Consider the following 22,427-nt stretch of genomic DNA (forward strand, 5'->3'; position numbering starts at 1 on the left):
TTAAATTCGCAGTCCGCTTATTTCTGGCTGTGAAATATCACCCGTATTGATTAATGATAAAAAACGCTGATGTCCGATGCTGAACATCAGCGCAATAAGCGTTTCGCGTTGAAACCGATCGTTAAGTTCCGGCAAACAATTCTGTAGCAGTATATCGCAGCTATTGAGGTCATCCAGCAAGAATGCCTCCGCCTGGTCGGGCGTAATGAACGTCAGCGTCTCATCCGGCGTCAACATATGCCCGTAACCAATCACCCAGTTACCCTGCCGATCGCGATACTTTTCCAGCGACAGACCCTGCCACTGTTTAATAAACGCGATGCAGGCGGAGCTAAAGCGAGATGAAATGTGCGGCATGGCATCTTTCTCATAAAAAGCGCGATTATAAAGTGTGCTGCATGCGTGGCTAGCGGTCAGACGGCCAAACGCAGGCAGGGAAAAGGTCTATGCCGTTCAGCGTCACGCCGCGTTGACAGAATGAAAAACTGATGTTTTTGGTTAGTAACCGATCTTCTTATAAATTTGCAATCATTAAGATTAAGTCACTGAAATGTGGCTAAATCTGTTATATCTATGAAAAAACATAATTAAAAGAAAACGAAGATCTCGTCGCGGGATCGTCTTTTTAGGGAAGATAATGACGAATAGCGCTTCGCAGGCGACACACGCGCCTTTTGAACATAGCCTGGGGATTATCCGCCAGGCATCAATAGAAATCCTGCTGCTGCTGGGTATTCATACCACCGAGGGAAAAGAGCCCCGGTGGTTCATGGAACAACTTGAGCAGGCGCGTCTTAACCTGGGCGGTTGGGGCGCGGTGGCGAAAAAATTGCGGATAAATGACGCGCAGTTGAGCCAGTTTATGCTGCAACTGCGTCACCTTCAGCAGCATGTTCCCCAGTATGACAGCGGGCAAGAGGTGAGCGAAAATCAACTCCTTGCCGCGTTGCGTTTTGTCACCTCGCTGGAACATCTACGTCAGCAGCAGCCGCTACTGACGTATCAAACTGAGCTGGAAGAACCCGACCAGGAGGCGCATCTTGAGGCGCAGCGTCAGCTTCGGGCGATAGAACTGACGTTAAAAGCGCTTATTGCGCGCGCATGGCCGGATCGGGCGTCCCTGAATCACTACCTCAAGCAACATTTCGGCCCGGACCGTTTGCGCCAGTGGTTAAAACAGGGAGAAGATCAACATGCGCTGGAGGGCATGTTGTTCAGCGAACTGGCGCTTATGGTGGTTGATAAAAAATTGTTTGCCCGTCATTACGTCAGAATTTTTAATGACGCCTCAGCGTTAACGCTGTTCGCCGAGTCGCGCACCACTCTGCGTATGTTTCTGGATGATTGTCGCCTCGCGCGAAACGAGGTTATCGCCAGGCAGCCGCTTACCTCAGCGCAGCTTATGCTGCTAAACGTTCAGTATCAGCAAATCGTTCGGCCCATCCAGCGCGCCTATGCCGAAAAACGTACCCGCGTGAATCCCGCTTCGTTTCTGCTGGCGGATGAACGTGAATTGCGCCAGTTCTGGGAAACCGCGCGGCTTAAAGATCGGCAGGCCGGGGGAGATAAGCATGAGATTAGCGAGAGCATAGAACCACCGCGTAAGCGGCCTCCGCGTACGCCTGAAGAGCGTGAGCAACTTATTTCCGGCGCTTTGTGGGGCGCGGTTGGCGTCATGACGCTGGCGATACTGGCGGGCGCGTTCTGGCTATTTAGTTCGTCGTCGCCAGGCTCCGATAACGGGCAAGCTCCCGCAATGGCGCAGGATGAACCGCCGCGCGAGGCGCCTTCCGCGCGGGAAACGCTCAATCATATGGGGATTACCTGGGATGCGTTTACCATGCGGGCGGCGATAGAGCGCAATGATACGCGGGTGACGGCGCTGTTCCTCCAGGGCGGAATGAACTGGCAGCTCGCGTGGACGGAGCAGGCGTTTGCGGCAGGACATACCGAGGTGCTGCAACTGTTGTTGCGTTATCCCGCGCTGATGGATGAGGTCAAACCCTGCCGACGATTTATCACAACGTTAAGTCATGACATGTCGAGCGGCGCGCCGCTGACCGCGATGCATAAAACCTATTTGCAAACGTTTTGTACCGTTCCGGCTGTTGTGACGCGCCAGCAGCACGATACGGAGCAGGCCCGACTGCGCGCTCAGGCCCGGCCCAGCGCAGACAATAAAAAATGGCTGAAAATTCAGTCAGCCATTTATGATGCGATTCACTGAGGTCGGAGCAGGTTAAGGCTCTCCGTAAAGGCCAATCAGGCGGCGCACCACGCCATTGGTCCAGCCGAACCCATCCTGTAGCGGATACTCGCCCCCGCCGCCTTCGCGGGGCGTACCGCCGGAAATATGGTATTTCTCGATCAGTTTGTGGTGCTCCTGATAAAAATGGTTCACTGTTTTTAACCAGTTATGGGCGATTTCATCGCCCAGCATATCGTCGCCATACCGTTTGAAGCCCTGGATCGCCATCCATTGCAGCGGTGCCCAGCCGTTCGGTTTATCCCACTGTTCGCCGGTTTCGTATTCGGTCGCCATAATCCCGCCGGGCGTTAACAGACGGCTACGTACCACATTTGCCAGGCGGTCGGCCTGCTCATGGTTCGCCATACCGACATACAGCGGCACGATACTGGCGGCGGAAAAGAGCGCCATTTCTTCGCGTCGCCAGTCATAGTCCCGATAACAGCCGTTTTCATCATCCCACAAATAATGGTTCACGGCGGCGCGTCGATCGCTGGCTTTCTGGCGAAATAGCGCCTCGGTGTCACGTTCGCCTTTCAGCGCTGAAATATTGGCGATAGCGCTCTCCAGTTTATACAGAAAAGCGTTCAAATCGATAGGGATAAACTGGGTCGTACGTATGCTGGCAAGCCGGCCCGCATCGCGTAGCCAGCGTGAAGAATAGTCCCAGCCGGACGCCGCCCCGGCGCGCAAATCCCGGTAGACTTCATTGGGCGGACGACCGGAGTGTTTTGCGGTTTCGACATCTTCCAGCCAGGACTCGTCGCGCGGCGTGTCGCGATCGTCCCAGTAGCGGTTCAGCAGGGAGCCGTCCGGCATCCGCACAACGTGGCGATAAGCCTGGTTGAGCGCCAGCGATTCGGCGCCGTCCATCCAGAAGGCGTATTCCATTTTGAGATGGTCGAGATAACGCCGCGCGCCGCGTACGCCATCTTCTTCGAACAGTTCAACCATCAGGGCGAAAACCGGCGGCTGCGAGCGGCTCAGATAATAGGTCCGGTTGCCGTTGGGAATATGGCCATAGTTTTCAATCATCCAGGCGAAATTATCCGCCATACATTTAAGTAAGTCTTCGCGCCCGCTTTCCGCCAGACCCAGCATGGTAAAATAAGAGTCCCAATAATAGGTTTCGCTAAAGCGGCCTCCCGGCACGATATAGGATTGCGGCAGCGCCAGCAGCGAAGACCACGGAATATGATCCTGCGGTTCGCGCGTCAGTATCGGCCAAAGCTGGTCAATATGTTCTTTGAGCGAGTTTTCGGGGTTAGAGACATACTCGCTGGATAAGGTTTCCGGTAGCCAGAAATGGTTCTCGACGAAGCGGCGTAAATCAAAATCACGGTGGCGTCTGACCTTACGGTAGCGGATCAGGATATCAAGCGGGTCCATCTTCGGCGCGCAGTCCGGGAACGTTTTACTGTCTGGAAACAGTTTTGTTGACTGTACATGCTCGAACAGTTCGAGATACCGATCGGCAGGGGTCAGGGCGTCAGAGGCGGGAAGCCCCTCGATCATCTCCGGCTCCGGTTCCGCCTCGATCATTTCATCCAGCTTTAACTCGCACGGGTCTGTTTCATAAAGCAGATCGACATCAATAGTCAGATCTTCAGAAGGCGTGGGGTTTAATTTCTGGTTGAGCATAATGACAAGGACCTCCGGCTTGCGTCGTAAAAGATACGGGTGTTGCCCGGCTGTCTATTAAGCGTAGACATTCGCTTCGATACCTGAGTGGCAAAGTGTGCGATAGATCACATTTTGCAATTTGTCTCTCAAGAAAAACACTTCATAACTTACTGAATAGTATTGCGAAAATCCTATTTTCATGACGCCCGCCCCAGACCTAAAATCAGAACATTCGTTTCATAGCGGTATCACTACGTCACCGCATGGCGTGGATTCACAAGCAAAGGTAACGTAAATAGTTATAATACAAGCTATGGCACCATGATAATACAAATGGATACAAATGATCGAGCAACCCGACAGTAAAAGCGCCAAACCGCTTTATAAGCAGCTTGAAGCCGCCTTAAAAGAGGCCATTGCGCGTGGAGAGTATAAACCAGGCCAGCAGATCCCGACGGAAAATGAACTGAGCGCGCGCTGGCAGGTGAGCAGGGTCACGGTCCGTAAGGCGTTGGATGCGCTGACGCGTGAAAATTTGCTGACCCGTGTCTCCGGCAAAGGCACCTTTGTCTCTGGTGAGAAATTTCAGCGTAGCATGACCGGCATCATGAGTTTCAGCGAGTTATGCCAGTCCCAGGGACGTCGCCCGGGGTCACGCACCATCAAATCCGTTTTTGAATCGGTAGACGATGAGACAAAAGCGTTACTGAATATGAACGATGGCGAAAAAGCGGTCGTCATTGAACGTATCCGCTATGCCGACGATGTGGCGGTATCGCTGGAAACCGTACATCTTCCCCCACGTTTTGCGTTTTTGCTGGACGAAGATCTTAATAATCACTCTTTGTATGAATGCTTACGCGAGAAATACCATTTATGGTTTACCCACTCCCGTAAGATGATCGAACTGGTTTATGCCAGCTTTGAAGTCGCCCATTATCTTGGCGTCAACGAGGGTTATCCGCTGATCCTGATAAAAAGTGAAATGATTGATAACAAAGGAGAACTCTCCTGCGTTTCGCAACAGTTGATTGTCGGCGATAAAATACGGTTTACCGTATGATGTCAGCATTACGCTAACGAAGAGCAGGCTGAATCGGGATCCAGATCGCGGATCCCGATTTTTTTTGGTTTCCATCTTGATCAAATGTCTTTAAATGTCATATAAAAATAATAATACATTATGAGTCATTTATGGCGAATCCTCGCCTGTATCATTGATGGAACCAGAGGAAAGCATGATGGGTATGAAAGAGACAGTTAGCAATATTGTGACCAGCCAGGCAGAGAAAGGAGGCATTAAACACGTCTATTATGTGGCGTGCGGCGGTTCTTATGCGGCGTTCTATCCGGCGAAAGCATTTTTAGAAAAAGAAGCGAAAGCGTTGACTGTCGGTCTGTATAACAGCGGAGAATTTATTAACAACCCGCCGGTAGCGCTGGGAGAAAATGCCGTTGTGGTTGTCGCCTCCCACAAAGGTAATACGCCAGAGACAATTAAAGCGGCTGAAATCGCCCGTCAGCACGGCGCGCCGGTCATTGGTTTAACCTGGGTAATGGATTCACCGTTGGTGGCGCATTGCGACTATGTGGAAACGTACACGTTTGGCGACGGTAAAGATATTGCCGGAGAGAAAACGATGAAAGGCCTGCTGAGTGCGGTCGAACTGCTCCAGCAGACGGAAGGGTATGCGCACTACGACGATTTTCAGGATGGCGTCAGCAAAATCAACCGTATCGTCTGGCGCGCTTGCGAGCAGGTAGCGGAGCGTGCGCAGGCGTTCGCGCAGGAATATAAAGACGATAAAGTCATTTACACCGTCGCCAGTGGCGCGGGCTATGGCGCAGCCTACCTACAGAGCATCTGTATCTTTATGGAAATGCAATGGATACATTCCGCCTGTATTCATAGCGGTGAGTTTTTCCACGGGCCGTTTGAAATTACCGATGCGAATACGCCTTTCTTATTCCAGTTTTCCGAGGGCAATACGCGGGCGGTGGATGAACGCGCGTTAAACTTCCTGAAAAAATATGGCCGCCGGATTGAAGTTGTCGATGCGAAAGAACTGGGGCTATCGACCATTAAAACCACGGTTATTGATTACTTTAACCACTCTCTCTTTAATAACGTTTATCCCGTTTACAATCGGGCGTTAGCTGAGGCGCGTCAGCATCCGTTAACGACGCGCCGCTATATGTGGAAAGTGGAATATTAATTACATCAGGATGGATAAAAAAGCAGGGACGCTTTTTATTGTAAAGACAAACAAGGAATAATGATGAGCATCAGCGTATTGGGTATTGGCGACAACGTTGTCGATAAATACCTGCATTCCGGAATCATGTACCCCGGCGGTAATGCATTAAATTTTGCTGTCTATGCGAAATTAGCAGACATCCCCAGCGCGTTTATGGGGGCGTTTGGCAATGACGACGCCGCGCAGCACGTACAGGATGTATTACACCAGCTACAGATAGACATCTCTCACAGCCGCCATTATACCGGCGAAAATGGGTATGCCTGTATCCGTCTCTCGCATGGTGATCGACAATTTGTCGCCAGCAACAAAAACGGCGTATTGCGGGAACATCCTTTTAGTCTGTCTGACGACGATCTTCGCTATATATCACAATTTACCTTAGTCCATTCCAGTATTAACGGCCACCTGGAATCGGAACTGGAGAAAATTAAACAACAAACCGTCTTACTCTCTTTTGATTTTTCCGGGCGCGGTACAGACGACTATTTTAAAAAGGTATGCCCGTGGGTAGATTATGGATTTATCTCCTGTAGCGGGTTATCGCCAGATGAAATCAAAATAAAACTCAATAAACTTTATCGTTATGGCTGTCGGCATATTATTGCCACCTGCGGGCATGAAAAAGTTTATTATTTTTCCGGCGCGGATTATCTGGAGTGGCAACCTGCTTATATCGAACCTGTCGATACGCTGGGCGCAGGCGACGCCTTCTTAACCGGTTTTTTGCTTTCCATTTTGCAATCGGGTATGGCGGAACCCGATAAAGAAAGCGTGCTACGCGCCATGCGGCAGGGCGGGAAATCGGCGGCGCAGGTGTTATCTCATTACGGCGCATTTGGTTTTGGTAAACCGTTTGCACAATAGGTTACGTCCCTCAATGTAAAGCGACACTCACTCCAGATAACCCAGGAGGAAGTATGTTTTGGACGGAATTATGTTTTATCCTTGTGGCCCTGATGATAGGCGCCAGGATCGGCGGCGTATTTTTAGGGATGGTCGGCGGGTTAGGCGTCGGCGTGATGGTTTTTATTTTTGGCCTGACGCCTTCTACGCCACCGATTGATGTTATTCTGATTATTCTTTCTGTTGTCCTGGCGGCCGCTTCTTTACAGGCCTCCGGCGGGCTGGATTTACTGGTCAAACTGGCGGAAAAAATTCTGCGTCGCCACCCTCGTTACATTACGTTATTAGCGCCGTTTATCTGTTATATCTTCACTTTTATGTCAGGAACGGGGCATGTCGTTTATAGCTTGTTACCGGTTATTTCTGAAGTCGCACGGGATTCAGGTATTCGACCGGAACGTCCTTTATCTATTTCCGTTATCGCATCGCAGCAGGCGATCACCGCCAGTCCTATATCTGCCGCCATGGCGGCGATGATTGGTTTAATGGCGCCGTTGGGCGTCTCTATTTCAACCATTATGATGATTTGCGTGCCCGCCACGTTAATCGGCGTAGCGATGGGGGCAATAGCGACCTTTAATAAAGGAAAAGAGTTAAAAGACGATCCGGAATATCAACGTCGGCTTGCTGAAGGGTTAATTAAACCTGCGCAGAAAGAAAGTAAAAATACGGTAGTCACTTCGCGCGCCAAATTGTCGGTGGCGTTATTTCTGACCAGCGCGATCGTTATCGTTCTGTTAGGACTGATTCCGGCGCTGCGGCCCATGGTGGAAACAGCGAAAGGGCTACAACCGCTTTCGATGTCCGCCGCTATCCAGATTACGATGCTCTCTTTTGCCTGCCTGATTGTGTTGTTATGTCGGCCGCAGGTCGATCAGATTATCAGCGGTACGGTATTTCGGGCGGGCGCGCTGGCGATTGTCTGCGCCTTCGGCCTGGCCTGGATGAGTGAGACGTTCGTGAATGGTCATATCGCGTTGATTAAGGCAGAAGTGCAAACTCTATTGCAACAGCATACCTGGCTTATCGCCATTATGATGTTTTTTGTGTCCGCTATGGTCAGCAGCCAGGCGGCAACGACGTTAATTCTGTTGCCGCTGGGGCTGGCGTTAGGGGTGCCCGCTTATGCGTTAATCGGCTCCTGGCCTGCCGTTAACGGCTATTTCTTTATTCCGGTGGCGGGGCAGTGTCTGGCGGCGCTGGCGTTTGACGACACCGGTACGACGCGTATCGGCAAATATGTGCTTAACCATAGTTTTATGCGTCCGGGATTAGTTAACGTGATTGTCTCGGTCATTGTCGGGCTGTTAATAGGAAAAATGGTTCTGGCCTGATTGTTATTAAATTTTTTATAGCACACGTCACTTATTATTTTTAATTCAGAGGAAGAAAATGAAAATCAGAGTTTTCATGGCCACCGTGTTGCTGCTCATCAGCCACTGTGTATTTAGCACAACGTCACTACCGCATATTGTTATTCTCGCGACAGGCGGTACCATCGCCGGGACGGCAGCCAATAATACGCAAACCGCCGGATATAAATCCGGTGAACTTGGCGTGCAAACATTAATAAATGCCGTGCCGGAAATGAATAATATCGCTCGCGTTGACGGCGAGCAGGTGGCGAATATTGGTAGCGAAAATATGACCAGCGATATCATCCTGAAACTTTCACAGAAGGTGAATGCGTTATTGGCGCGGGACGATGTTGACGGTGTGGTTATTACTCATGGCACTGACACGCTCGATGAAACCGCCTACTTTCTTAATTTGACCGTGAAAAGCGACAAACCGGTGGTGTTTACCGCTGCAATGCGGCCCGCGTCGGCAATCAGCGCCGATGGCGCAATGAACCTGCTGGAAGCGGTCACGGTGGCTGCTGACCCGAATGCGAAGGGACGCGGTGTAATGGTCGTTTTAAACGATCGTATTGGTTCGGCGCGCTTTGTAACGAAAACCAATGCCACGACTCTGGATACCTTTAAAGCGCCGGAAGAGGGCTATCTGGGGGTCATCGTTAATGGTAAGCCACAGTTCGAAACGCGGGTGGAAAAAATTCATACCCTGCGATCTGTTTTTGACGTACGTAATATCAAAAAATTACCCAATGTGGTGATTATTTACGGCTATCAGGACGACCCGGAATATATGTATGATGCGGCGATCGCCCATCACGCGGACGGTATTATTTATGCCGGAACCGGCGCAGGTTCGGTCTCGGTACGCAGCGACGCGGGGATTAAAAAAGCGGAGAAAGCCGGGATTATCGTGGTGCGCGCTTCCCGCACCGGAAACGGCGTCGTACCGTTGGATAAAGGGCAGCCAGGGCTGGTGTCTGACTCGCTCAACCCGGCGAAGGCGCGAGTCTTGCTGATGACGGCATTAACTCAGACGCGTAATCCGGAACTGATCCAGAGTTATTTCAGTACGTATTAATCATGCAGGCTTGTGCGCCCACCCTTGAAGATGGGCGCACAAGATATTAACGCATGGTCACAAACTCTTCCGATGCGGTCGGGTGAATAGCGACGGTATTATCGAAGTCTTTCTTGGTAGCGCCCATCTTCAGCGCCACTGCGAAGCCCTGCAACATTTCATCCATGCCGAAGCCGATACCGTGGATACCCACAATTTTTTCTTCCGGCCCGACGCAGACCAGCTTCATACGGCACGGCTGGCGGTGCGTCGTCACCGCGGTATACATAGCGGTAAACGATGATTTATAGACTTTTACCTGCTCGTCGCCGTACTGCTCGCGCGCCTGCGGCTCGCTTAACCCGACGGTGCCGATAGGCGGATGGCTAAAGACCACGGTCGGGATGTTGCTGTAGTCCAGATGCTCGTCCGGCTTGTTGTTAAACAGGCGTTCGGAGAGACGGCGACCGGCGGCGACGGCGACTGGCGTTAACTCCACTGCGCCGGTGTTATCGCCAACGGCGTAAATGCCTTCAACGTTGGTATTCTGGAATTTATCGACAATGATGTAACCTTTTTCATTGGTTTTCACGCCCGCTGCCGCCAGATTAATATTGTCGGTCGACGGTTCGCGACCAATGGCCCAGATCAGGCAATCAACGGTTTCACTGCGGCCATCTTCCAGTTCCAGAGTCAGACTGCCGTCGGCGTTTTTTACCACCGCTTTCGGCACGGCGTGAGTATGCAGTTGCGGGCCTTCGGCGTTCATCACCTCAACCAGCGTTTCGCTAATCATCGGGTCAAAACTGCGCAGCGGCGCATGTTTACGGACAAACAGATGCGTTTTCGCCCCTAGCGCGTTGATAACGCCAGCCAGTTCAACAGCGATATAACCTGCGCCTACCACCGCGACGCGCTCCGGCAAGGCAGACAGCGCAAAGAAACCGTCGGAATCAATGCCGTATTCCACGCCTGGAATGCTCGGATGGCTCGGACGGCCGCCGGTAGCGATCAAAATATGGTCGGCGGTGATGGTTTCGCCGTTCACTTCAATGGTTTTGGCATCGACAAAGCGGGCAAAGCCTTTAATCACATCCACGTTATTTTTGCCCAGCACGTTGTCGTATGAAGTATGGATGCGGTCAATATACGCGGTACGGCTGGCAATCAGCTTGCTCCAGTCGAACTGATTAATCGTGGTGTCAAAACCGTAGTCCGGGCCATACAGATGAATCGCTTCACGAATCTGCGCGGCATGCCACATCACTTTCTTCGGCACGCAGCCCACGTTAACACAGGTACCGCCCAGCTCTTTGGCTTCGATGAGCGCGCATTTCTGGCCGTACATAGCGGCGCGGTTAATCGAGGCGATACCGCCGCTGCCGCCGCCGATAGCGATGTAATCATAGTGTTTGGTCATGACCGCTCCTTTATGTTCGTTGTCGGACGGATAGATTCTGCGCTACCCGCCAAAATATTCGCGATTGTATACCTGAAGGTGAAAGGTTCCACCGATGGCTGTGATTACTCCGGCACGATCCAGCTTACCGAAGTGTGTCCGTGACCGTTTGGCGCCAACCTGCTGTGCAGCCACGGTAGCACGTTGTTCATCTGCTGCTCCAGTTTCCACGGCGGGTTAACCACGATCATACCGGACGCCGTCATCCCGCGCTGATCGCTGTCCGGGCGGATCGCCAGCTCAATTTGCAGGATTTTACGGATGCCGGTGGCCTCCAGATCATGAACCATGCGCTTAATTTGCTGGCGGAGCACCACCGGATACCATAGCGCGTATGTCCCGGTGGCGAAACGTTTATAACCCTCGCTGATGCCGCTGACTACCGCCTGGTAGTCGGTTTTCATTTCATAAGGCGGGTCAATGAGGATCAGACCGCGGCGGGAAACCGGCGGTAATTTGGCTTTCAGTTGCTGATAGCCGTCAGCGCGTTCCACGCGGGCGCGGTTGTCTTTTTGAAACTCCGCGCGCAACAGTGGGAAGTCGCTGGGATGCAATTCCGTGAGTTGCAGACTGTCCTGCTCACGCAGCAACTGGCGGGCGATTAACGGGGAGCCCGGATAGTAGCGTAACTGCCCGCTGCGGTTGAAATGTTTTACGACGCTAATATACGGTTCCAGTTCGGCGGGCAGATCGTCCTGCTGCCAGATACGGGCGATGCCTTCCAGATACTCTCCGGTACGTTCAGCATGTTCGCTGCCCAATTGATAACGCCCCGCGCCCGCGTGCGTGTCCAGATAGAGAAACGGTTTTTCTTTCTCTTTTAGCGACTCGATGATCAGGCTCTGAACGGTATGTTTAAGGACGTCGGCGTGGTTGCCAGCGTGAAAGCTGTGACGATAACTGAGCATGGATGCAGATATTCCGGGAAGTAAACAAGTTAGCCGATAGTTTACCGCAGATCCGTAGAGATTACCCCAGTACCGCCATGTTGTTTCGCGCGTTGTGAAAGTATTGCAAGACGTGTTCGTATCATCAAACCGTCAACTGCGCAGGCCAGCATCGCCTGTGGGCAAGGTAGTGGTTTTGACCTGGCGTTATTTTTAATGAAAGGAACCATAATGAAACTACACATTACTGTACTGGCGTCATCTCTGGCGCTGGCGATGCCGGCACTGGCGAAAGATATTCCCCTGTCCCAGGCGGAGTCGATAGCGAAAAGCGTGACGCCCGACTCGGCGAGCGTCGCCTTTAATGACCTTGAGGCTCAATGGCTGACACAGTTGCGTAAGGCATTACAAGGCGATACCGCCGCGTTGACTCGCGACGCCATGGCTCAGATGCGACAGAATTCCATCCAGGCGGATAATGCCTGGTTACAGGCTAGCGGTTATGATTTTCATACTACTGAGAATCAACAGATGGGAATTACCCTACTTTCCGCCTTCAATACATTGCCGGAAGCAGTATTGAAAGACAATCTGGCGACGGTGACGGCGATTAATCACGATGCCGATGTTAATACCCGTCACCAGGCGCTGGCGGATGCGGAAAGCGTGGAGTATCTCTATTTCCTGAGCGACGCAATGGGGCCGCGGCTGGGGCGGGCATTTCTCGCCGCTTATGATAAAGGTGAGTTGGGCAAAGCGGCGGCGTTGATTAAAGCCTCGGAAGTCAGCACCGGCGCGGCGAAAAAATATTTTCATTACCCGCGTCCTTTCCAGGTGCCGGGTAATACTATCCATCTGACGCCGGATGATGTGGTGGTAAAAGATGGTCATCCTTATACCGCGGGTGGCGGTGCTTTCCCCAGCGGACACACGAATACCGGTTATACGGATGCGCTGTTGATGGCGGAAATGATCCCGGAACGCTTTGATGCGCTGGTGATTCGTGGCGCGCGTTATGGCTATTCTCGCCTGGTCCTTGGCGTACACTATCCGCTGGATGTGATGGGCGCGCGGATGGTCGCGCAGCGTAATGTCGCGCATTATCTTAACGATCCGTATTACCGTACGTTATTCAACGAAGCTCGCGCTCAACTGCGTGAGGCGCTGGTGAAAGAGTGCGGTACGACGATTGTCGAATGCGCGGCATCGACCGGAAAAGACGATCCGTACCGCGATCCGGCCATGCATACCTTCTACCGCTTCACCATGACTTATAACCTGCCGCAACAGAAAGGCGAGCATCAGCCGTTGAAAATACCAAAAGGCGCCGATGTTCTGCTACAGACAGCGCTGCCGAACCTGTCGTCAGCGCAGTGTCAGGCGTTAATGGAAGAGACGGCGTTACCGGCAGGATATCCGTTGTCGGGCGAGACCGAGGATCAACAGTTCTGGCAGCGTCTGGATCTGTCCGCTGCTTACGAGATGGCGAGAAAAACGCGCTGACGTTGTCACCCGGCTTATAAAACGTAAGCCGGGATGATGTTAAAGGGGCGGCTTATTGCAGCGATACCCACGTCTGTACGCTGTCCATCATTGAAATTCCCCTTACTATCCCCCATTCTAGATCTCATCGCGAGAGCGCCAAAAGCGCGCTCCACTCACCTTCTTCTACAGGACTGCGCATATGACCAATCCATTACTAACGTCTTTTTCACTGCCGCCTTTTTCTGCAATTAAACCGGAGCATGTGGTGCCTGCGGTCACCAAAGCGTTGGCCGATTGCCGGGCGGCGGTAGAAGGCGTTGTGGCGCATGGCGCGCCGTATAGCTGGGAAAACCTCTGCCAGCCGTTGGCGGAAGCCGACAATGTTCTGGGGCGTATTTTCTCGCCAATTAGCCACTTAAACTCGGTGAAAAATAGTCCGGAGCTGCGTGAAGCCTACGAACAGACGCTGCCGCTGCTGTCGGAATACAGCACCTGGGTTGGCCAGCATGAAGGGTTGTACAACGCGTACCGCGACCTGCGCGACGGCGATCATTACGCCACTCTGAATACCGCGCAGAAGAAAGCGGTTGATAACGCGCTGCGTGATTTTGAACTGTCCGGCATCGGCCTGCCGAAAGAGAAACAGCAGCGTTACGGCGAAATCGCCACTCGCCTGTCTGAGCTGGGCAACCAGTACAGCAATAATGTGCTCGATGCCACTATGGGCTGGACGAAGCTCATCACCGATGAAGCCGAGCTGGCGGGAATGCCGGAAAGCGCTCTGGCGGCAGCTAAAGCCCAGGCGGAAGCCAAAGAGCAGGAAGGTTACCTGCTGACTCTGGATATCCCGAGCTATCTGCCAGTGATGACCTACTGCGACAACCAGGCGTTGCGTGAAGAGATGTATCGCGCCTATTCCACTCGCGCCTCCGACCAGGGGCCGAACGCCGGTAAGTGGGATAACAGCCCGGTGATGGAAGAAATTCTTGCGCTGCGCCATGAACTGGCGCAACTGCTGGGCTTCGAAAATTATGCCCATGAGTCACTGGCCACCAAGATGGCGGAAAATCCGCAGCAGGTGCTCGATTTCTTAACCGATCTGGCGAAACGCGCCCGTCCGCAGGGGGAAAAAGAGCTGGCCCAGCTGCGCGCCTTCGCCAAAGCCGAATTTGGCGTTGAGGAACTGCAACCGTGGGATATCGCGTACTACAGTGAAAAGCAAAAACAGCACCTGTACAGCATCAGCGATGAGCAGCTACGTCCGTACTTCCCGGAAAACAAAGCCGTGAATGGCCTGTTTGAAGTGGTGAAACGTATTTACGGCATCACTGCCAAAGAGCGTACTGACGTTGATGTCTGGCACCCGGAAGTGCGTTTCTTTGAACTGTATGACGAAAATAACGAGCTGCGCGGCAGCTTCTACCTTGACCTGTACGCGCGCGAACACAAACGCGGCGGGGCGTGGATGGACGACTGTGTCGGCCAGATGCGTAAGGCGGACGGCACATTGCAAAAGCCGGTCGCTTATCTGACCTGTAATTTCAACCGTCCGGTGAACGGTAAACCCGCTCTGTTTACCCATGACGAAGTGATCACCCTGTTCCACGAGTTTGGTCATGGCCTGCATCATATGCTGACCCGCATTGAGACCGCCGGGGTCTCCGGTATCAGCGGCGTGCCGTGGGACGCGGTCGAACTGCCAAGCCAGTTTATGGAAAACTGGTGCTGGGAGCCGGAAGCGCTGGCGTTTATCTCCGGCCACTATGAGACCGGCGAACCGCTGCCGAAGGAACTGCTGGATAAAATGCTGGCGGCGAAAAACTATCAGGCGGCGCTGTTTATTCTGCGTCAACTGGAGTTCGGTCTGTTTGATTTCCGTCTGCATGCGGAATTTAACCCGCAGCAAGGAGCGAAAATTCTTGAGACGCTCTTTGAAATTAAAAAACAGGTCGCCGTGGTGCCGTCACCGACATGGGGCCGCTTCCCACATGCATTCAGCCATATCTTTGCTGGCGGCTATGCGGCAGGCTACTACAGCTATCTGTGGGCCGACGTACTGGCGGCGGACGCTTATTCCCGCTTTGAGGAGGAAGGCATTTTCAACCGTGAGACCGGTCAGTCGTTCCTTGATAACATCCTGACTCGTGGTGGTTCTGAAGAGCCGATGGAACTCTTTAAACGCTTCCGTGGCCGTGAACCACAGCTGGACGCGATGCTGGAGCATTACGGGATTAAAGGCTGATTTTACGTGCAAATCTGCTTAATGGATGAAACGGGCGCCACAGACGGCGCCTTATCTGTTCTGGCTGCCCGCTGGGGACTGGAGCATGACGAAGACAACCCGATGGCGCTGGTATTGACGCCGCAACATCTGGAGCTGCGCAAGCGCGACGAACCGAAGCTTGGCGGCATTTTCGTCGATTTTGTCGGCGGGGCGATGGCGCACCGGCGTAAGTTCGGCGGCGGGCGCGGCGAAGCGGTGGCGAAGGCGGTCGGTATTAAGGGCGATTATCTGCCGGACGTGGTTGATGCCACGGCCGGACTGGGACGCGATGCGTTTGTGCTGGCGTCCGTCGGCTGCCGCGTGCGGATGCTGGAGCGTAACCCGGTGGTTGCCGCGTTGCTCGATGACGGTCTGACGCGCGGCTACGCCGATGCGGACATTGGCGGCTGGCTTCAGGAGCGTTTGCAGTTGATTCATGCTTCCAGCCTGACGGCGTTGACTGATATCACGCCGCGCCCGCAGGTGGTCTACCTCGATCCGATGTTTCCTCACCGGCAGAAAAGCGCGCTGGTGAAGAAAGAGATGCGGGTGTTTCAGTCGTTGGTGGGGCCGGATTTAGACGCCGACGGACTGCTGGAACCGGCGCGTCAGTTGGCGACCAAACGCGTGGTGGTCAAACGTCCCGATTATGCGCCGCCGCTGGCGGATGTCGCGACGCCCAACGCCATCGTCACCAAAGGGCATCGGTTTGATATTTATGCCGGAACCCCTCTGACGGAGTAACGGATTGCCCGATGGCGTTGCGCTTATCGGGCCTACGATTCTCAATTATTTGTAGGCCGGATAAGGCGTAAGCCGCATCCGGCACTGAGTATTACTGTTCGGTACCTGGCGTATTAATCATCCGGTTTAACCACGGCACCATAATGGCCATCACCACGGTGACCGCCAGTGTTACCAGACCAATTTTGCTAAAGACGCCGGTATAAATGGGCAGCGTCTGTAACGGATCGGTGATGTTTTCCGGTACGGCAGTGAAGGTCGCCACATAACCGCCGAGCAGGAAGGCGGCGGCCTGGGTCAGGAACCACATTCCCAGAATAAAGCCCATCAGATGCTGCGGCACCAGAGCGGCGACCATTGCCAGTCCCAGCGCGCTAATCAGCAACTCGCCCAGACTCTGGAACAGATACACCAGCACGATAAACCACGGCGACGTCAGTCCTTGCGCATCGGCAAACCACATCCCGGCGGCGGCGGCGGTCAGAAAACCCAGCGCGCAGAGGAACATACCGAGCGTAAACTTCATCGGCATAGTCAGATCTTTGCCTTTGCTACCCAGTCGGGTGTAAATCGCTGCCAGTACCGGACTGGCGACGACCACCCAGAATGGGTTCAGCGCCTGAAAACTCACCGGGTTAATGGCGAATCCAAGAATTTCATGATGCACGTTATTAATCGCAAAGAAGTTCAGCGAGGTAGGCATCTGCGCATACAGAATGTAAAACAGCACGGCTTCAATCATCAGAATAAACGCCACGAACATTTTATTGCGGCCGGTTTTATCCAGACGAAACGCTTCGCGAAAGAAGAAAATAGTGACGACGATAGAAAGGACGATGAGCACCAGATTGGCAATCTTAACGTTGTGCATCAGCCAGGCGCAGAGGAAAATCATGACGACGGTGCCGAGTAGTACCAGCAGCAAATTGCGAAAACGTAGCGGTTTATGATCCGGTTCAGAACCGATATTTTTCACCATGCCACGGCAGGCGAAGTACACCAGAAGCGCAACAATTAAACCAGCGCCGCACAGATTATAGGTCACCGCATAGCCAAATTTATCGGCAATCACCGGCGCCAGCGATAGCGATAACAAAGAACCGATGTTAATCGACATATAAAACAGGGTGAAAGCGCCATCCAGCCGGGGATCTTTAGGCTGATAGCATTTAGAGAGCAGGCTGGCGGGATTGGCTTTAAATAACCCGTTGCCCACGGCAATCGTACCCAGTGCGATAAAAATCAGATCGGGATTTAATAACGACATGCCGGTCATAAAATAGCCAATCGCCAGCACAATCGCGCCCAGGACCAGGGTGCGTTTAGTCCCTAACAGATGGTCGCCAACATAGCCGCCGATGGAGATCAGGCCATAAACCAGCGCCGCAAAAGCGCCAAAGGTAATAAAGGCCTGTTCCTGAGAAAAACCCAATTGTTTAACGAAAAAGACCGCCAGGATGCCCTGGACGCCGTAATAGCCAAATCGTTCCCATAATTCTACAAAAAAGATCATGAAAAATGGACGAGGTTGCTGCAGCAAGCCCGTAGGTGCAGTTGTATTCATATTCCTTCGCCTTTTAATGCCATCCCGAAACGTATGAGCGCGTATATCAAAACGCGCCGAAAAGACTTACCCTGATATAGACTGCGGTTATTAGCCTGATCAATAGGTTATTATACAAATGATACGCAAACTAATTAGTGGATCACACTAATTATGTTTGGTGTGATGGAATGATGTACTGAGTACTGCGAAGAAGGGGGGATAAACAAAACGCCCACAGAAGCGGGCGTTGTTGTTGATAACCAGAATTTGCCAGATGGTTCAGGCCAACCTGATTGACTATAGACCAGACGCGGTCTTAGCCGCCAGCCGGCACGGCAAGTATTACTCTTCTTCGTCGCGCAGCGGCACAATCAGCATGTCAACGTGAACGGTGTTGATCAGCTGGCGCGCAGAAGACATCAGTTTGCTCCAGAAGTCCTGGTGATGACCGCAAACGACCAGATCCATATCGTATTTCTTGATGGCATCAACCAGCACCTGGCCCAAATCGCCGCTACCGCTCAGGGTTTCAGTGATAGGGTAGCCAGCGTTGGTAGACAGCTCGGTCAGCGCGTGGTGGGTTTCTTCGGAGATACGTTTCTGCATATCGCCCAGATTGACGTCAATCAGACCGGTGTACAGGTCAGAATAGTTCACATCAACGTGGATGAGGGAGATTTTCGCGTTGTAGGGGCGCGCCATAGAGACCGCTTTTTCAACCAGAACTTTACTTTCCGGGGAGAGATCAACTGCGATAAGAATGTGTTTATAAGCCATAGTGTTACTCCTTCCATAAGTTGTCGATGACCATTGAGCTACTGGCGTTTCTTATGCCGCCGCGTCACCCGCGTCCTGCGAACTCTATGCGCGGGGCTAGCTCAGCCGTTTACCATAACTATCCTTACATTATAGCGACCAGGATAATCCGTCAATCTGCCTTGCTTGCCAGTTAGTTAAACAAAATTTTCAGGGAATTGCATTGATAGTGATTAACCTTCTGGTAAAAAAATTAACTGATCTCCTACAATGTGTATAAGAGCCGTTCGAATGCGGAGCGCTAATATGGACGGCTTTCGTAGTACTCTTTCACTGATTGTCTGGCAGGGTATCGGGGAGCGGTAGTCCCGGAGAGGAACTCCGTGGGCGGGTCGCCGGGGAGGAGATATGATAAGCACCGTCTCACTATTCTGGGCTTTATGTGTCGTTTGCATTGTTAATATGGCGCGCTATTTCTCATCGCTACGCGCACTGTTAGTGGTACTTCGTGGTTGCGATCCTTTGCTCTATCAATATGTCGATGGCGGCGGCTTCTTTACCACGCATGGTCAGCCCAACAAACAGGTGCGCCTGGTATGGTATATCTACGCTCAGCGCTATCGCGATCATCATGATGAAGAATTTATTCGCCGTTGTGAACGCGTGCGCCGCCAGTTTCTGCTGACCAGCGCGTTATGCGGTTTGGTGGTGGTGAGCTTGATTGCGCTCATGATTTGGCACTGAATGAAAAAAGCGGGCCAGTTTCCTGACCCGCTTGTGTTAGATAAGCCTCCCGGATGACGCCGCTTGTAGCGGCCTGTCAGGCCTGTGTCGTTTCATCCTGACAGGCCGGATTAGCGACAGCGTCCTCTGGCCCATTTGGCTTAAATAATCTTCAGGGAAAGCCAGTACAGCACGCCGGAAAGAATAATCGCCGCCGGTAACGTAAATACCCAGGCCATCAGAATGCTGGTCACGGTTTTACGCTGCAACCCGCCGCCATCAACGACCATGGTTCCCGCCACTGAAGAGGAGAGTACGTGAGTGGTAGAAACTGGCATACCGGTGTAGCTGGCAAGACCGATAGAGACTGCCGCCGTCATCTGCGCCGACATTCCCTGCGCATACGTCATGCCTTTTTTACCAATTTTCTCGCCGATAGTGGTCGCCACGCGACGCCAGCCGATCATCGTACCAATACCCAGCGCCAACGCCACTGCCATAATGATCCACACCGGCGCATACTCAATGGTGCTTAACATATCGGTCTTCAGCTTTTTCAGCAGGCGCTGGTCATCGCTGCTTACGCCAGGCAATTTCACGACTTTGTCGGTCGTGTCGGAAATGCACAGCATAATGCGACGCAACTGACTACGCTGTTCAACGCTTAACTTGTCGTAGCTTTCCACGTTTGCCAGCATCCCTTTCGCACGGTTAAGCGCGTTAATGGTGTTAGCCGGATGGCAGTGGAATTCAGTCGGTTCAGTCGCGCCCGGTTCCGGAGACGGAATCAGTTGGTCAACGCCGGTGACGGCTTTCAGCAGGTCAGGACGCTGCTCAAAGTACGTTTCGACATTGTTGATAGCATCGCGCGTACGGGTGATTTCGTAGCTGGAGGCATTCATATTGACCACGAAACCCGCAGGCGCGACGCCAATCAGCACCAGCATGACCAGGCCAATGCCTTTCTGACCATCGTTCGCGCCATGCGAAAACGCCACGCCGATAGCTGAGAGGATTAGCGCGATACGCGTCCAGAACGGCGGCTTTTTCTTGCCGTCTTTCTTTTCACGTTCGGCTGGCGTCAGGTGGATACGGGCGCGTTTCTTAGTACCGCTCCAGTAGCGGCGCAGCAAGAAAATCAGACCGCCGGCGAATACCAGACCGACAATAGGGGAGATAATGAGTGAACCGAAAATATTGATAACTTTCGGGATGTTAAGCGCATCCACCACTGACGTGCCGGTCATCATCGCATTGGTTAAACCGATGCCGATAATGGCGCCAATCAGCGTGTGGGAACTGGACGCCGGCAACCCGAAATACCAGGTACCGAGGTTCCAGATAATCGCCGCCAGCAACATGGAAAAGACCATAGCGAGGCCGTGCGCGGAACCCATGTTGAGCAGGAGATCCGTCGGTAGCATATGCACAATGGCATACGCCACGCTGAGACCCCCCAGCAAAACGCCAAAAAAGTTAAACACCGCCGCCATGACAACCGCCAGCTGCGAACGCATCGCACGGGTGTAAATCACGGTTGCGACTGCATTGGCTGTGTCATGGAAGCCGTTAATCGCTTCGTAGAACAGCACAAAAGCCAGAGCAAGCAATAATAAAAGCCCGGTATGTAAATCCAGGCCAGCAAACAAATGTAGCATAGGACGTTACGCCATTTTGAGGACATGAACGCGGCGCATTATCAGTGACTTTGGCGGCGCGGGCAAAGTGAAATATAGACTTTTTTTGATGTACTTCGTGCTTTGTTTGATATCACTAAAGAATTATCTTATATATTTCAGATAAATACCATTTTCAGGCGCTTTTCGCGCTGGTGCGACCACTGAGGAAACTTTACAATTCCCGCCCGAATTTGAGAGAGGAAGGCGACGTGGAAAGGTTTGATGCCGTTATTATAGGCGCTGGCGCAGCGGGCATGTTTTGCGCCGCGCAGGCAGGACAGGCGGGTAGCCGCGTGCTGCTCATCGATAATGGCAAGAAGCCAGGACGTAAAATCCTCATGTCCGGTGGTGGACGCTGCAACTTTACTAATCTTTATGTTGAGCCTGCTGCGTATTTGAGCCAGAACCCCCATTTTTGCAAATCAGCATTAGCCCGCTATACCCAGTGGGACTTTATCGATCTGGTCGGCAGGTATGGGATAGCCTGGTATGAGAAAACGCTGGGACAGCTTTTTTGCGATGATTCCGCCCAACGCATTGTCGATATGCTGGTTGCCGAGTGCGACAAAGGCGGCGTAACGATGCGCCTGCGTAGCGAGGTATTGAGCGTCGAGCGTGATGAGTCGGGTTTCATACTGGCGTTGAACGGCGAGACGGTGACTACGCAAAAGTTGGTGATTGCCAGCGGCGGCCTGTCGATGCCGGGGCTTGGCGCATCACCGTTTGGCTATAAAATCGCCGAACAGTTTGGTCTCAAGGTGTTGCCGACGCGCGCCGGGCTGGTGCCCTTTACGCTACATAAGCCGCTGTTAGAACAGCTCCAGACGCTGTCTGGCGTCTCTGTGCCCTGCGTGATTACCGCCCGCAATGGCACGGTATTTCGGGAAAACCTACTTTTTACCCATCGTGGGCTGTCCGGCCCCGCCGTTTTACAGATTTCCAGCTACTGGCAACCGGGCGAGTTAGTGAGCATTAACTTATTGCCGGACCTCTCGCTGGAAGATGTTCTCAATGAACAGCGTAACGCGCACCCGAACCAGAGTCTGAAGAACACGCTGGCGATGCATTTGCCGAAACGGTTGGTGGAGTGTTTACAACAGTTGGGGCAGATCCCGGATGTATCGCTCAGACAGTTGAACGTTCGTGACCAGCAGGCGTTGGTTGACACGCTTACGGCCTGGCAAGTGCAGCCTAACGGCACCGAAGGCTATCGGACAGCGGAAGTGACGCTGGGCGGCGTGGATACAAACGAACTATCATCGCGGACTATGGAAGCGCGCCGCGTGCCGGGTCTCTATTTTATCGGCGAAGTGATGGACGTCACCGGCTGGTTGGGCGGCTATAACTTCCAGTGGGCGTGGTCGAGCGCCTGGGCCTGCGCGCAGGATTTGGCGGCAAAACGCTAAGTACCATTACAAACAATAAGCGAATAGAC

At 52.8% G+C, this 22,427-nt stretch carries 18 protein-coding genes; 11 read left to right on the forward strand and 7 right to left on the reverse strand.

The window, feature by feature from the left end; translation table 11 throughout:
• Positions 1-357, reverse strand: a complete 357-nt coding sequence (locus tag J1G48_RS01180) for a lysozyme (RefSeq protein ID WP_001120249.1) — start codon at positions 355-357, stop codon at positions 1-3.
• Positions 358-637: 280 nt separating this feature from the next.
• Here J1G48_RS01180 and J1G48_RS01185 point away from each other — a divergent pair, with 280 nt between their 5' ends.
• On the forward strand, positions 638-2,227 hold the full coding sequence (locus tag J1G48_RS01185) for an STY4199 family HEPN domain-containing protein (RefSeq protein ID WP_000184996.1): 1,590 nt from the start codon (positions 638-640) through the stop codon (positions 2,225-2,227).
• A gap of 12 nt (positions 2,228-2,239) precedes the next feature.
• Here J1G48_RS01185 and J1G48_RS01190 read toward each other — a convergent pair whose 3' ends face one another.
• Positions 2,240-3,889 carry an alpha,alpha-trehalase gene (locus tag J1G48_RS01190; RefSeq protein WP_000934257.1) on the reverse strand — a complete coding sequence of 550 codons (1,650 nt, stop codon included), beginning with the start codon at positions 3,887-3,889 and terminating at the stop codon, positions 2,240-2,242.
• A gap of 325 nt (positions 3,890-4,214) precedes the next feature.
• Here J1G48_RS01190 and J1G48_RS01195 point away from each other — a divergent pair, with 325 nt between their 5' ends.
• The 5 genes from J1G48_RS01195 to fraE all read left to right on the forward strand — a co-directional run bounded on the left by J1G48_RS01195 (position 4,215) and on the right by fraE (position 9,471).
• Positions 4,215-4,934 carry a GntR family transcriptional regulator gene (locus tag J1G48_RS01195; protein ID WP_000572566.1) on the forward strand — a complete coding sequence of 240 codons (720 nt, stop codon included), beginning with the start codon at positions 4,215-4,217 and terminating at the stop codon, positions 4,932-4,934.
• A 175-nt stretch (positions 4,935-5,109) separates the two neighbouring features.
• Positions 5,110-6,087 (forward strand): 6-phosphofructose-aspartate deglycase, encoded by a 978-nt coding sequence (gene fraB / locus J1G48_RS01200; RefSeq protein WP_012539922.1) that lies wholly within the window; start codon positions 5,110-5,112, stop codon positions 6,085-6,087.
• Between the two features lie 63 nt (positions 6,088-6,150).
• Positions 6,151-6,996, forward strand: a complete 846-nt coding sequence (fraD, locus tag J1G48_RS01205; RefSeq protein ID WP_000028433.1) for a fructose-aspartate kinase — start codon at positions 6,151-6,153, stop codon at positions 6,994-6,996.
• Positions 6,997-7,049: 53 nt separating this feature from the next.
• A complete protein-coding gene (locus tag J1G48_RS01210) occupies positions 7,050-8,369 on the forward strand; it encodes an anaerobic C4-dicarboxylate transporter family protein (protein ID WP_000498936.1) in 1,320 nt (439 codons plus the stop codon).
• A 58-nt stretch (positions 8,370-8,427) separates the two neighbouring features.
• Complete coding sequence (gene fraE, locus J1G48_RS01215; protein WP_000702752.1) at positions 8,428-9,471, forward strand: fructose-asparagine asparaginase; 1,044 nt, start codon at positions 8,428-8,430, stop codon at positions 9,469-9,471.
• 46 nt (positions 9,472-9,517) lie between these two features.
• On the opposite strand, the gene gorA is transcribed toward fraE, so the two are convergent.
• Both gorA and J1G48_RS01225 read right to left on the reverse strand, forming a co-directional pair.
• Entirely contained in the window at positions 9,518-10,870 is a 1,353-nt protein-coding gene (gene gorA, locus J1G48_RS01220; protein ID WP_000160778.1) for a glutathione-disulfide reductase, read from the reverse strand.
• 104 nt (positions 10,871-10,974) lie between these two features.
• Complete coding sequence (locus tag J1G48_RS01225; protein WP_000954238.1) at positions 10,975-11,817, reverse strand: 23S rRNA (adenine(2030)-N(6))-methyltransferase RlmJ; 843 nt, start codon at positions 11,815-11,817, stop codon at positions 10,975-10,977.
• Between the two features lie 210 nt (positions 11,818-12,027).
• Here J1G48_RS01225 and J1G48_RS01230 point away from each other — a divergent pair, with 210 nt between their 5' ends.
• The 3 genes from J1G48_RS01230 to rsmJ all read left to right on the forward strand — a co-directional run bounded on the left by J1G48_RS01230 (position 12,028) and on the right by rsmJ (position 16,288).
• Positions 12,028-13,299, forward strand: coding sequence for a phosphatase PAP2 family protein (locus J1G48_RS01230; protein WP_000766155.1), 1,272 nt, complete (start codon positions 12,028-12,030; stop codon positions 13,297-13,299).
• A 181-nt stretch (positions 13,300-13,480) separates the two neighbouring features.
• Positions 13,481-15,523: an oligopeptidase A gene (gene prlC, locus J1G48_RS01235; RefSeq protein ID WP_000184187.1), complete on the forward strand. Its 2,043-nt coding sequence runs from the start codon at positions 13,481-13,483 to the stop codon at positions 15,521-15,523.
• A 6-nt stretch (positions 15,524-15,529) separates the two neighbouring features.
• On the forward strand, positions 15,530-16,288 hold the full coding sequence (gene rsmJ, locus J1G48_RS01240) for a 16S rRNA (guanine(1516)-N(2))-methyltransferase RsmJ (RefSeq protein WP_001165127.1): 759 nt from the start codon (positions 15,530-15,532) through the stop codon (positions 16,286-16,288).
• Between the two features lie 91 nt (positions 16,289-16,379).
• Here the strand turns inward: rsmJ and dtpB are convergent, their stop codons facing one another.
• The gene (gene dtpB, locus J1G48_RS01245; protein WP_001098275.1) at positions 16,380-17,852 is read right to left on the reverse strand and encodes a dipeptide/tripeptide permease DtpB; all 1,473 of its coding nucleotides are present in this window, start codon (positions 17,850-17,852) and stop codon (positions 16,380-16,382) included.
• 324 nt (positions 17,853-18,176) lie between these two features.
• A complete protein-coding gene (gene uspA / locus J1G48_RS01250) occupies positions 18,177-18,611 on the reverse strand; it encodes a universal stress protein UspA (protein ID WP_000323565.1) in 435 nt (144 codons plus the stop codon).
• A 387-nt stretch (positions 18,612-18,998) separates the two neighbouring features.
• Between uspA and uspB the strand changes: the two genes are divergently transcribed.
• Positions 18,999-19,334 carry a universal stress protein UspB gene (uspB, locus tag J1G48_RS01255; protein WP_000626193.1) on the forward strand — a complete coding sequence of 112 codons (336 nt, stop codon included), beginning with the start codon at positions 18,999-19,001 and terminating at the stop codon, positions 19,332-19,334.
• Between the two features lie 140 nt (positions 19,335-19,474).
• Here uspB and pitA read toward each other — a convergent pair whose 3' ends face one another.
• Positions 19,475-20,971, reverse strand: a complete 1,497-nt coding sequence (gene pitA / locus J1G48_RS01260) for an inorganic phosphate transporter PitA (protein WP_000902764.1) — start codon at positions 20,969-20,971, stop codon at positions 19,475-19,477.
• Between the two features lie 230 nt (positions 20,972-21,201).
• Here pitA and J1G48_RS01265 point away from each other — a divergent pair, with 230 nt between their 5' ends.
• Positions 21,202-22,398, forward strand: a complete 1,197-nt coding sequence (locus J1G48_RS01265) for an NAD(P)/FAD-dependent oxidoreductase (RefSeq protein ID WP_000439236.1) — start codon at positions 21,202-21,204, stop codon at positions 22,396-22,398.
• Positions 22,399-22,427 lie beyond the last annotated feature (29 nt).

This window comes from Salmonella sp. SAL-020, from assembly GCF_017372215.1.
In the GTDB taxonomy this organism is placed as follows: Bacteria; Pseudomonadota; Gammaproteobacteria; order Enterobacterales; family Enterobacteriaceae; genus Salmonella; species Salmonella enterica.

What these genes read in the sequence shown, in the direction of transcription:
- J1G48_RS01225 (WP_000954238.1), bottom strand. Translation starts at nt 11,817, where the DNA reads ATGCTCAGTTATCGTCACAGCTTTCACGCTGGCAACCACGCCGACGTC.
- uspA (WP_000323565.1), bottom strand. Translation starts at nt 18,611, where the DNA reads ATGGCTTATAAACACATTCTTATCGCAGTTGATCTCTCCCCGGAAAGT.
- J1G48_RS01230 (WP_000766155.1), top strand. Translation starts at nt 12,028, where the DNA reads ATGAAACTACACATTACTGTACTGGCGTCATCTCTGGCGCTGGCGATG.
- J1G48_RS01210 (WP_000498936.1), top strand. Translation starts at nt 7,050, where the DNA reads ATGTTTTGGACGGAATTATGTTTTATCCTTGTGGCCCTGATGATAGGC.
- gorA (WP_000160778.1), bottom strand. Translation starts at nt 10,870, where the DNA reads ATGACCAAACACTATGATTACATCGCTATCGGCGGCGGCAGCGGCGGT.
- J1G48_RS01185 (WP_000184996.1), top strand. Translation starts at nt 638, where the DNA reads ATGACGAATAGCGCTTCGCAGGCGACACACGCGCCTTTTGAACATAGC.
- J1G48_RS01180 (WP_001120249.1), bottom strand. Translation starts at nt 357, where the DNA reads ATGCCGCACATTTCATCTCGCTTTAGCTCCGCCTGCATCGCGTTTATT.
- dtpB (WP_001098275.1), bottom strand. Translation starts at nt 17,852, where the DNA reads ATGAATACAACTGCACCTACGGGCTTGCTGCAGCAACCTCGTCCATTT.
- J1G48_RS01195 (WP_000572566.1), top strand. Translation starts at nt 4,215, where the DNA reads ATGATCGAGCAACCCGACAGTAAAAGCGCCAAACCGCTTTATAAGCAG.
- pitA (WP_000902764.1), bottom strand. Translation starts at nt 20,971, where the DNA reads ATGCTACATTTGTTTGCTGGCCTGGATTTACATACCGGGCTTTTATTA.
- prlC (WP_000184187.1), top strand. Translation starts at nt 13,481, where the DNA reads ATGACCAATCCATTACTAACGTCTTTTTCACTGCCGCCTTTTTCTGCA.
- fraB (WP_012539922.1), top strand. Translation starts at nt 5,110, where the DNA reads ATGATGGGTATGAAAGAGACAGTTAGCAATATTGTGACCAGCCAGGCA.
- fraE (WP_000702752.1), top strand. Translation starts at nt 8,428, where the DNA reads ATGAAAATCAGAGTTTTCATGGCCACCGTGTTGCTGCTCATCAGCCAC.
- fraD (WP_000028433.1), top strand. Translation starts at nt 6,151, where the DNA reads ATGAGCATCAGCGTATTGGGTATTGGCGACAACGTTGTCGATAAATAC.
- uspB (WP_000626193.1), top strand. Translation starts at nt 18,999, where the DNA reads ATGATAAGCACCGTCTCACTATTCTGGGCTTTATGTGTCGTTTGCATT.
- J1G48_RS01190 (WP_000934257.1), bottom strand. Translation starts at nt 3,889, where the DNA reads ATGCTCAACCAGAAATTAAACCCCACGCCTTCTGAAGATCTGACTATT.